This is a genomic window from Microcoleus sp. CAWBG27 (genome assembly GCF_020883145.1).
In the GTDB taxonomy this organism is placed as follows: Bacteria; Cyanobacteriota; Cyanobacteriia; order Cyanobacteriales; family Microcoleaceae; genus Microcoleus.
In genome coordinates this window covers 43,408-53,835 of record NZ_JAHREU010000057.1, presented here as the reverse complement: position 1 = coordinate 53,835, position 10,428 = coordinate 43,408, and the positions used below count along the sequence as shown (strand labels likewise).

The window sequence follows — 10,428 nt, the reverse complement described above, 5'->3', positions numbered from 1 at the left end:
TGTTGACAGATCCACTTGATAATATGGATCTGTCAACTCCTGGGCGCGAGTAGGTCAAAGCGATCGACGACCACAACTGTCTCGATATCTCCTGACATGACTTGTCCCAAAAAGGCAAGAATTTCTTTGCGTGTGAAGTTGAGTCCGTATCCAATGTATTGGAATTCGTCATACACGGTGGTTTTTTGTTGATTACATAGTATCAATGTCTACCGCTATCTTCAAGGAATTTACAAGAAATCGTTTACTATACGAAAGCAGCCTGAGCTTTCAAACATCCGTTGAACTCGGGTTGAGATTTTGGCCGGCAGTAACAGGAAACCAGTATTTGAGGTAGATGCGGTCAGAATTAGTGTCGAAACTGCTGGGTAGAAAACAGGACACCGCCGATGTGAGTTTTAGTAGAAGCACCCCACCAAACGATAATTGAGTTCCTATGCAGAATCCCGCGATCGCTGGCATCACTAGCGCAGAATTTCAAATTGCTGCTGTTAACATCAAAGCTTAACTTTTTCCGGCGCCAGTGGGAACCCGGCATGGTAATGGGCCCCGCACATAGTAGGGAGAACAGGAAACTATGTTAACTTCACGCTGTTGAGATTTCTCTACAGCAACTTTCAATCCTGCTTCAAAATGCTCCGTGGCATCTTTCCAAGAGTAATTGGTCACCTTAGCATAGGCGGCTTCCGACATGGCTTGCCACTGGGCATTTGACAAATGACACATAGATTCTATGGCTTTTGCCATTTCTTCGGGATCTTCTGGGCTGACAAGTATGCCAGTACCGCCGCTCAAAATTTCAGGAGCAGCGCCTGCTGTGGTACTGATGACGGGAGTGCGGCACGCCATCGCTTCGATAATTGGCAAGCCGAAGCCTTCAGAGCGACTCGCCAGCAGCCACGCATCGCATTTGCTGTAATAATCTTTGAGTTTGTCTTGGTCTGGTCTAATTACATACTCGGCATTGGCTGGTAGCGGCAATTCCGGGGATGGGGCCTCTGTACCGAAGGCAACCAGACGCAGGTTGGGAATTTTTTCAGCCGCTAGGGAAAAAGCTTTGAGTGCGATGTCGGTTCCTTTCCAGTAAATTGTAGAGTACATCATGCCAATGGTAGGAACCGATTGTTTGTGGCGAGGGCAGGCATAAAATTGCTTGGTGTCAACGCTCGGAGGAGCTGAGGAAACTTGGCTATCGCCATATTTAGTCCGAGCTAGGTCAACTAACCAGTCAGAAATCGTAATTTTGTGCATGGGTAGCATCCAGGTTGCTTCGACTCTACCTTCAGGTAGATAGTCAAAAACTTCATGGTGTTGGATAAAATAAGCTTTAGCTCCTTTGCTCGGGGAGAGTTTTGCTACCCACTCGGCGGTTTCCCACCAGGTGGCAACTACTACGTCAGCGTCAGGCACATCTTTGTCTTCTACTGGGCGCGAGCGATCGATAATTTTGTGTTCTACACTCAGATTATCGAAAAATGATGGTTCATTTTCAGGTGTGGAAATCCAACCCCTTCCCCGCAGCAGCGACTTGACTTGCTGGCGCAGACTCGCTGGGGTGTGGGGTACAGAGATGACGAACACGGAGTGCCCTCGTTTTCTCAAAAGTTCTGCGAAAATAGATACTACTCGTATTCCACCAGTCAGACACAGAGTTGGAAGAACAAAGGTGATTTTCATGTTTAACTCCCGCTGAATAATCCGACTCGGTTTCGACGCTGCGATGAGCGTGCTTTGTGAGAGCCGACAGGAAAGAGGGGCGGGTGAATCTTAATTACCGCTTTCCCGGTGTGGGCATAGAATCAAACCTAGCGACTGTTCGCAACACCCCAGTATCGATCGACAATTTCGCTGTCATTCTATTTATAGTAATGATGGATTCGATCGCGAAACTGTTCCGCAGGCATATTGTTTTGGGTCTCGGAAAGTTACTTCTCAAGACAGATACGCGATCTAACATCAGCTTTTTTCGCCCCACACGAAGCTCTACAACACTTCCTACCTAACATAACATCACTTGCTTATCTTACCGACAGATAGTTACGGTAAACCGAAACTCTCCAAACTTTAGTGTGGGGTAAAGGTAGCCAGCGTAACAATATTCCGGAGATTGACAATCGCCGTCCGGAAAACTGGGTTATAAAATTTTATTAAATTAAATTATTAGTTATAAGAAGTTGACTTACGATAGCTACTATCGCTAAAAATACTGATACTTGACTGTGTTTCCTAAGTTACTGCACGCTCTGTTTCGCTTAAAAATATATTATTTATTCTGAATTCAGAGATGTAATTTACTCAAACACCTGCACGGACGCGAGCTAATTATGAAAGGGAATCGCGGAAATCACAGTCATGGATAGGTTAATCAGGAAAAACTGGTTTTTTTAACTGTTTTTCGATCTTTGTTGTCATAAATATCTTAAAAAACCGTTTGATGCGTCTGGACTGCTGAAAAAGGTAGGTTTGTCGATCGCTACAGAATATATAATTTGATTGGTATCAATTTAATTAACTGCCTGAGTTTTAAATTTTTTAATGGCAGGCGATCGCCTGAAAGTATCCCCAAAAGTGACTGCCACTTTTCCACCGAGTATGTAGCGTGCCCAACAGGTGTCTAAGTAATTACCGTAAAAATCAAGTTCCCCGAATTACCTAACGATCGTCTAAATATCACAGTAATTGTCAGGGTGCAGTGATATAGATCGTGGCAACCTTGACTCTTAATTGGTAGCCACAGCTTAGCGGTATGTATCAAACGAGTTTGCTTACAAAAAAAATCCTGTTATGAAAGAATCATATTTCCTGAGTTGGCGATCCTGAAGGACAATCGGTGTACTTTTGGGCGTTGTGCTGCCGAGGATGGCAACGATATGGTTTGACAGTTTTCACGCAGTCAACATTATGCGCCAGCGCAACAAAACCTCTAACTTTAAACAGATGTCTTCACACAAAGCATCTCTCTTTGGGAATAAATGAACTTTCAATTGTTGTACAGCATCAGTCAAAATCCCAGCAGCGTCCAATACGGTTTAGTTAAGAGAGTCCCGCAGTCATAACGATTTGAAAAATAGACACGGAGATTGCTTTGGGGCCCCATGGCTGCGGACAAAAAGTGTTAGCCCAAGGGTAAGCTGTTCGACATTCAAACTGCACTATTTGTGCGCCAGACCCCATACTGCAAGGGGTTGAGGCAATAAATTTAAATGACTAACAGCTTATTGGACTATAGTTGCTCAAAAACTGGCTAGTTAAAGAGGATTTGCCAAGCAATCATTGCGAGGGCTAAATCTGCGATCGCGTGGCTGATATAACTAGGCCACAGCGAACGGTAAGTTAGATAACAGTGCGACCAAATTATCCCGGCGGTGAAGACGGCGAAGGAGCCTAAAATCACAGCGCGCCAGTCGCTGTAGGCTGCGATTACAAAAATGTGGTGGAGGGTGAAAAATAGTGAACTGAGAAATATGGCTGGTTTTCCCGGTATCAGAATCTGGCATTTGTTGCAGACAAACCACCGCCAAGTAAATTCTTCAATCAGCGAGTTAACTAGCACAAAATATGCTTCAACAATTAAGTAAATATTTTGGCTGTTCGTTCCCAATTGGCGAGCTTTTTCTTTGGCTGCTACAGGATCGATCCAGTGCTGGCCGAAAAGGCTGTAGATACCCACAATTACCGCAAACATGGCTATTCCCCAAATGGCTCCAGCCCGCAATTCTCGCCGCTTGGGGAGGGATAAATGCAGTTTTTGCCGATCGACTAAAACACACCAGGCGATCGGGAAAACGAGCAACCACACTTGACACAAGGCTGATGCTGTTTGTCCCCAGCTTCCGGGGGCAATATACAAGCCTGTTATTATACCAATACTCGCAGCGGGGACGAGCAGTGTGAGAGCTAAGAGTGCTGTTTTGCGATCGCCAATTTCCAGCATTTTTTACGCCACCTTTGAAAATTTGGATTGACATCAAAGGTAAAAGCTTGGCCGGTTCCCAGAGGTGATATAGCAGTCCTTGCAGGAGTCGTAAAGTTTTTTACCCCACCCCAACCCTCCCCTTATTAAGGGGAGGGAGTAAGAAATTCACAAATGATTTAGAATTGCCATACCAGTTTTACAAAAATTTAACTTTAGCCAAACCTGAAATTCTGATGCCGTCAGTCATGCCCAATCTAAAATCTAAAATCTAAAATAGTATGAGTTTTGTGCCGCTCATCAAAGTAGTGCGTCTTTGTTACATCCCAAAATATGCAGTTGCACAAAATTGAACAATCAGCCACTCAAGCCGTTTCGGCAACAACAAAATGTTCGTGCAAGAACATTTTGATTGGATTTTTGCATTTGCGGCTCCAAATACCATAAGATGATTGAATTCGTAGTAGCTGTGTATTTTGGCCCAATGGCGATCGCAATCGATTTTGGAACTAGCAACACCGTCGTCGCTCGCTGGAATCAGGCCCTCCAGCAGCCGGAAACTTTGAAATTACCGGGATTGTCGGCAATCTCGGTTCAAAATCCACCCCTAATTCCCAGTTTACTCTACGTTGAGGACGCTGCTCAAAGTAAAGTAATCATCGGTCAGCAAGTCCGCGACAAAGGCCTCGATCTGAGTGGAGATTCTCGGTTTTTTCGCAATTTTAAGCGGGGAATTGGCACTTCTGTGCAAGGTTTTGTGCCAGAACTTGACGGGCAAATTGTTGATTTTGAACGAGTCGGCGAGTGGTATTTGAGCCAAATTGTGAACTCAATTCGCGAACTGCCTTTGTCGGTAGATTCTTTGGTTTTTACTGTGCCGGTAGATAGTTTTGAAGCTTACCGCCATTGGTTGGGTAAAGTTTCTGAATCTCTGCAAGTGGAACAGGTGCGGATGTTGGATGAGCCTACGGCGGCTGCTTTGGGTTACGGTTTGGCCGATCGCGAAATTCTATTAGTGATTGATTTCGGCGGCGGCACTCTCGATATTTCATTGGTACGCCTCGACGTTAATGCCAACAAAAAGCCTTTGGGGTTTTTGCTGAAATGGGGCGAAAAGTTGTTAGCTGAATCTTCTGCACAAAAGACAAAAGTTGCCAGGGTTTTGGCTAAAGCCGGACAAAATTTAGGCGGTTCTGATATTGACAATTGGTTGGTTGACTATTTTGTTAAAACGAAAAAGTTGGCAAAATCTCCGATTACGACGAGATTGGCAGAAAGGTTAAAAATTCAGTTATCTTTGCTAAATAATGCGGCTGAGGTTTATTTTGATGACGAAACTTTTGAGAGTTACGAATTAGAATTAGACAGATCGGGCTTTGAATCTATCCTCGCCGAACATCAATTTTTTGAGAACCTCGACGAGTGCATGAATCAAGTATTGCAGCAAGCGCGGCGCCAAGGCTTAGAAATTGGCGACATCAATGCAGTTTTGCTCGTTGGCGGTACTGTCCAAATTCCTGCGGTGCAGCGTTGGGTGCAGCAATATTTCGATCCGGCAAAAATTCGGTGCGACAAACCCTTTGAGGCGATCGCCCAAGGTGCTCTACAATTAAGTCAAGGCATAGAAATCAAAGATTTTCTCTATCACAGTTACGGCATTCGCTACTGGAACCGCCGCGACAATTGCCACAGTTGGCACAGTTTAATCAAATCCGGTCAGTCTTATCCGATGACCGAACCGGTAGAATTAGTCTTGGGAGCTTCTTTGGAAAATCAGCCCAGCATAGAATTAATTATCGGCGAATTGGGAGCGGAAACTGGTGGGACGGAGATCTATTTTGACGGCGACAGGCTAATTACTCGCCAACTCGCGGGCGAAAGATCCGTACAGCCGCTAAATGACAAAGACGGAGCTCGCAGTATCGCGCAATTGACGCCGCCTGGGTATCCGGGGAGCGATCGGGTCAAAATCTTCTTCCGCGTTGACGAACAGCGCTTTTTGCGGATTACTGTGGAAGATTTGCTAACCAATCAAAATTTGTTAGAGGAGCAAGCAGTAGTGCAGTTAAGTTAAGGTGTATTTCTAATTATAGGTTCGTAGTGAGGACTTCAGTCCTTTCTTTTCTAAGGTGTATTTCTAATTACAGGTTCGTAGTGAGGACTTCAGTCCTTTCTTTTCTGAGGACTAAAGTCCAGGTTCGTAGTGAGGACTTCAGTCCTTTCTTTTCTAAGGTGTATTTCTAATTACAGGTTCGTAGTGAGGACTTCAGTCCTTTCTTTTCTGAGGACTAAAGTCCAGGTTCGTAGTGAGGACTTCAGTCCTTTCTTTTCTGAGGACTAAAGTCCTCACTACGAACCTATTAGTTAAATTTCAGATTTGTGCACCACTACAGGCGTCCCCACCGAGGCCCAATTGAACAGCCATTTTGCATGATCTACAGCGACATTTGTGCAGCCGTGAGTGACGGGATTGCCAAACAAATTGTGCCAGTAAGCGCCGTGAATTGCCATACCTCCATCGTAATACATTGTATAGGGAACGTCGGGCACGTCGTAGTCATCGCCAGTCATTCTAGTAACGCGGTGTTTGGTTTGAATGGCAAAGGTTCCCGTCCGGGTGGGAGTCGATGATTTTCCAGTGGAAACATTGACAGCGTAAACGGATTTATTGCCTTCCCAAGCTACTAACTTTTGTCTGGACAAATCAATTTCAATCCAGCGCTGGTTGGATTCTTGCAACTGCATAATTCTATTGGCAATTATGTTGCGCTGTTGACCTGCAATTGCAGGTGTGTAACCGCCACAGACAGCAGCCAGAGTCAGCGCGAAACTGGCACAAAAAGTTCCAGCGCAGCGTAAATAATTTGAGTTTATAATGCTTTTCATTTCTCACACCTCTTGAATCTAGAAAACTATATCTTTGGAGGACTCCTTATTTACAGGATATCTCAAGCGATTGTGAGCAGCTTATTTTAGCAACATAATGTTAAGATTTTGGGCATAAATTTTCAAAATTCGATCCTCATCAACCCCCTTTAAACCAATACGCTACCCTGCAACTGTCAACTGTTTAAATCTTCATCTTAAAAATCTTATGCTTCAACTGTCAACTATCAACTGTCAACTGTCAACTGTTTAACAAGTTGTTAAGTTTTGGGTGAGAGTTTTGGCAATTTCGACGATCGCCCGCCAATCTCGATTTTGCACTAAGTGTTTGGGAAATAAGTCTCCGGCTAAACCAACGGCGATCGCCCCAGCGTCAATAAATACCTTGGCATTTTCCAGCGTCACCCCGCCCGTGGGAATCAAAGGAATGTCGCCCAGAGGGCCTTGCAGGCTTTTCAGGTAAGCAGCGCCTCCCAAACCCGCGATCGGAAAAACTTTCACGCAGGTAGCACCTGCTTGCCACGCCGTCATAATTTCTGTGGGAGAAAAAGCACCAGGGACGATCGGCACTCTCGCATCAACTGCTGCTTGAATCATGGTTACATCGGTGTGCGGAGTAAACAGGAATTGAGCCCCGCAATCTATGGCTTGCTGCAACTGTTCTAAGTGTAATAAAGTGCCAGTACCAATAGTAAAATCGGGCAATTCTGAGCGGAGTTGCGAAATTAATTCAGCGGCTTTGTGGGTATTCCAGGTAATTTCAATAAATTGGATTCCTCCTGCTGCTACAGATTTTGCCATCTGCCAAGCGACTTCCTGTTCGGATGAACGGATCACGGCGATCGCCCGGTGTTTTTTTAGTAGTGTCAACCATGATTGATGATTCATGCTAACTGATTTTGCCCCCAGATAATTCTATACAGTTCAGATCGGAATACCGAGCGGTTGAAACCGCGTCTATACAAATAAAACCCACCTCCGTGGGTTGAAAATAGAGCGGTTGAAATTGCGTTATTTTTTTTACACTACAGGCGAGTGGACTGCGTTTGACTCCGTGGCTAGAGCAAGTAAAGCCTCAGCATCGGTCGGTTGTGCCATCCATATTACCAGAAAGAATTGGTTGAAAGCCTCTCCCCGATCGGGAGAAATTAAAATCAGACTATCCATTACTCCAATCCTCGGACTTCTAGATAGAGGTCGCTCTCAAACTGTCAACTGTCAACTGTCAACTGTCAACTGTTGAACGCCATTTGCAGAACCTCGCTCTACCCGTTGTAATGAGCAACAACTTTAGTCACTTTTCCGGTTGAACTGACTTCCATAAACTCACCTGTTTTCGTGCCTTTTTGGTTGATGTAGTACAGGACAAGACTGGAAATTCCCCACATGACATCGAGCAGCTCAAACTTGAGGTTAGGATAAACTTCCAGCCCCTTTTTGAAGTAGTTTCGTAGTGCTTCTTTGCCTGTCACTGTCCCAGATGGTTCGTTTAGCAGTTGCGCTGCGACAGGCGAGATCAGAATTACATCTTCTGCGTAATGCGACATGATGCGATCGAGGTTATGAGTATTCCAAGCTTCTACCCAATCACGTGCAAGTTCGCGCGCTCTATCTTCGGTGAGGATCATAGTTTGCTACTCCAATGCAGTTTTCCGCTGCTTCCTGTATGCCCCAAAAAAAATCGGGGCGATTCCAGACAATACCAGAAGCACCCCAATTATCGATTTTAAGCTTTAGATTAAATCTAAAATCTAAAATCCAAAATCTAAAATCAATTAGGCAATTGTCGCCATCTTGACATCGCTATTGGCTAACAAATTTTGCAATTCATCAGCATCGACAGTTTCCTTGTCAACTAGCATATCTGCCAAGGCGTTGAGCACGTGGCGGTTGCCGACGAGCACGTCTTTAGCGCGACGGTAAGCTTCTTCTACCAACAAGCGAACTTCGTCATCGATCGTAGCTGCGGTTTCTTCAGAAAAGTCCCGTTCGGCCATGATATCGCGACCCATGAACATATTCCCTTGTTGGCGACCGAGAGCTACAGGGCCTAGCCGATCGCTCATTCCGAAGCGAGTTACCATTTGGCGTGCTACTCTTGCCACTTGTTGCAAGTCGTTGGAAGCGCCGGTTGTGACTTCTTCCTCACCGAAGACAATCTCTTCAGCAATCCGGCCGCCCAAGGCTACCGCCATTTGATTTTGCAAGTAAGAGCGAGAATACAAGCCAGAATCCATGCGATCTTCGCTAGGTGTGAACCATGTCAAACCGCCAGCGCGGCCGCGGGGGATAATGCTGATTTTCTGTACGGGATCGTAGTCGGGCATCAGGGCACCAACTAAAGCGTGACCGGCTTCGTGGTAAGCTACCAAGGTTTTGCGCTTTTCGCTCATCACGCGGTCTTTCTTTTCTGGGCCGGCGAGCACGCGATCGATCGCATCGTTGACTTCATCCATCGAGACTTCGGTCAAATTGCGGCGGGCTGCCAAAATTGCTGCTTCATTGAGCAGGTTAGCCAAATCAGCACCGGTGAAACCGGGAGTGCGGCGGGCGATTTTTTCCAAATCCACGTCTTTCGACAAGGTTTTGCCGCGGGCGTGAACGTTAAGAATTTCCAGGCGGCCGGAGAAATCGGGGCGATCGACCACAACTTGGCGATCGAAACGGCCCGGGCGCAGCAGCGCAGCATCCAGCACGTCGGGGCGGTTCGTAGCAGCAATCAAAATGATGCCAGTATTGCCTTCAAAACCGTCCATTTCGGTCAGTAACTGGTTCAGGGTTTGTTCCCGTTCGTCGTTACCACCGCCCAAACCAGCTCCGCGCTGGCGGCCTACGGCGTCAATTTCATCAATAAATACGATACAAGGAGCGTTTGTTTTAGCTTGTTCAAACAAGTCGCGGACGCGGGAAGCACCCACACCTACGAACATTTCCACAAATTCCGAACCGGAAATCGAGAAGAAAGGAACGCCAGCTTCTCCGGCGACTGCTTTAGCGAGCAAGGTTTTGCCTGTTCCGGGAGGGCCGACTAGCAGCACGCCTTTGGGGATTTTAGCTCCGACTGCGGTGAAGCGATCGGCATTTTTCAGGAAGTCCACGACTTCAGCGAGTTCTAGCTTGGCTTGTTCGATGCCGGCTACGTCGCCGAAAGTCACCTGAGTTTGAGGCTCCATTTGGACTCTAGCTTTCGATTTGCCGAAGTTCATGGCTTGATTGCCGGGCCCGTTTTGGGCGCGCCGCACCAGGAAAAACAGTCCCACCAAGAGCAGGATCGGGAAGAACAGGCTGCTGAGGGCTTTTACCCAGAAGCCTTCGTCGTTTTGGGGCAGAACTGAAATATCTACCTTATTTTTGGTCAGGATGTTAATCAGTTCGGGGTCGTTAGGCAGGTTGACGATTACCTTGCTGCCGTCTTGAGCCGTTACGAGAGCTTTGCTGCGATCGGAACTGATATTTATTTTGTCTACTCTGTTGCCTTCGACTTCCTGAATGAATTGGCTGTACTTCCAAACTTCCCGACTAGGGGGCTGTTTGTCAAAAAATGCCGTGGCTAGGGCAATGACTACAATAGCCAGCAGTGCGTACAGTCCAGCGTTTCTCCACCGTTTATTCACCGAGGTCGATCCTCC

The 10,428-nt window shown here is 46.3% G+C and carries 8 protein-coding genes and 1 CRISPR repeat array; of the genes, 1 reads left to right on the top strand and 7 read right to left on the bottom strand.

Features of this window, described 5'->3' with window-relative positions; translation table 11 throughout:
• Positions 1-504: 504 nt before the first annotated feature.
• A complete protein-coding gene (locus QZ938_RS25050) occupies positions 505-1,677 on the bottom strand; it encodes a glycosyltransferase family 4 protein (protein ID WP_293148032.1) in 1,173 nt (390 codons plus the stop codon).
• A gap of 1,567 nt (positions 1,678-3,244) precedes the next feature.
• On the bottom strand, positions 3,245-3,934 hold the full coding sequence (locus QZ938_RS25045) for a CPBP family intramembrane glutamic endopeptidase (protein WP_293353881.1): 690 nt from the start codon (positions 3,932-3,934) through the stop codon (positions 3,245-3,247).
• Positions 3,935-4,397: 463 nt separating this feature from the next.
• Here QZ938_RS25045 and QZ938_RS25040 point away from each other — a divergent pair, with 463 nt between their 5' ends.
• The gene (locus QZ938_RS25040; protein WP_293353935.1) at positions 4,398-5,987 is read left to right on the top strand and encodes an Hsp70 family protein; all 1,590 of its coding nucleotides are present in this window, start codon (positions 4,398-4,400) and stop codon (positions 5,985-5,987) included.
• A 21-nt stretch (positions 5,988-6,008) separates the two neighbouring features.
• Positions 6,009-6,244: a CRISPR direct-repeat array (repeat unit 30 nt; unit sequence TCGTAGTGAGGACTTCAGTCCTTTCTTTTC).
• A 33-nt stretch (positions 6,245-6,277) separates the two neighbouring features.
• Here the strand turns inward: QZ938_RS25040 and QZ938_RS25035 are convergent.
• The 5 genes from QZ938_RS25035 to ftsH3 all read right to left on the bottom strand — a co-directional run bounded on the left by QZ938_RS25035 (position 6,278) and on the right by ftsH3 (position 10,413).
• Entirely contained in the window at positions 6,278-6,799 is a 522-nt protein-coding gene (locus QZ938_RS25035) for a L,D-transpeptidase (protein ID WP_293148028.1), read from the bottom strand.
• A 249-nt stretch (positions 6,800-7,048) separates the two neighbouring features.
• Positions 7,049-7,687: a bifunctional 4-hydroxy-2-oxoglutarate aldolase/2-dehydro-3-deoxy-phosphogluconate aldolase gene (locus tag QZ938_RS25030; protein WP_293148026.1), complete on the bottom strand. Its 639-nt coding sequence runs from the start codon at positions 7,685-7,687 to the stop codon at positions 7,049-7,051.
• Positions 7,688-7,819: 132 nt separating this feature from the next.
• Positions 7,820-7,966: a hypothetical protein gene (locus QZ938_RS25025; RefSeq protein ID WP_293148024.1), complete on the bottom strand. Its 147-nt coding sequence runs from the start codon at positions 7,964-7,966 to the stop codon at positions 7,820-7,822.
• Between the two features lie 98 nt (positions 7,967-8,064).
• A complete protein-coding gene (locus QZ938_RS25020) occupies positions 8,065-8,427 on the bottom strand; it encodes a nuclear transport factor 2 family protein (protein ID WP_293148022.1) in 363 nt (120 codons plus the stop codon).
• Positions 8,428-8,574: 147 nt separating this feature from the next.
• Positions 8,575-10,413, bottom strand: coding sequence for an ATP-dependent zinc metalloprotease FtsH3 (ftsH3, locus tag QZ938_RS25015; protein ID WP_293148020.1), 1,839 nt, complete (start codon positions 10,411-10,413; stop codon positions 8,575-8,577).
• Positions 10,414-10,428: the final 15 nt, after the last annotated feature.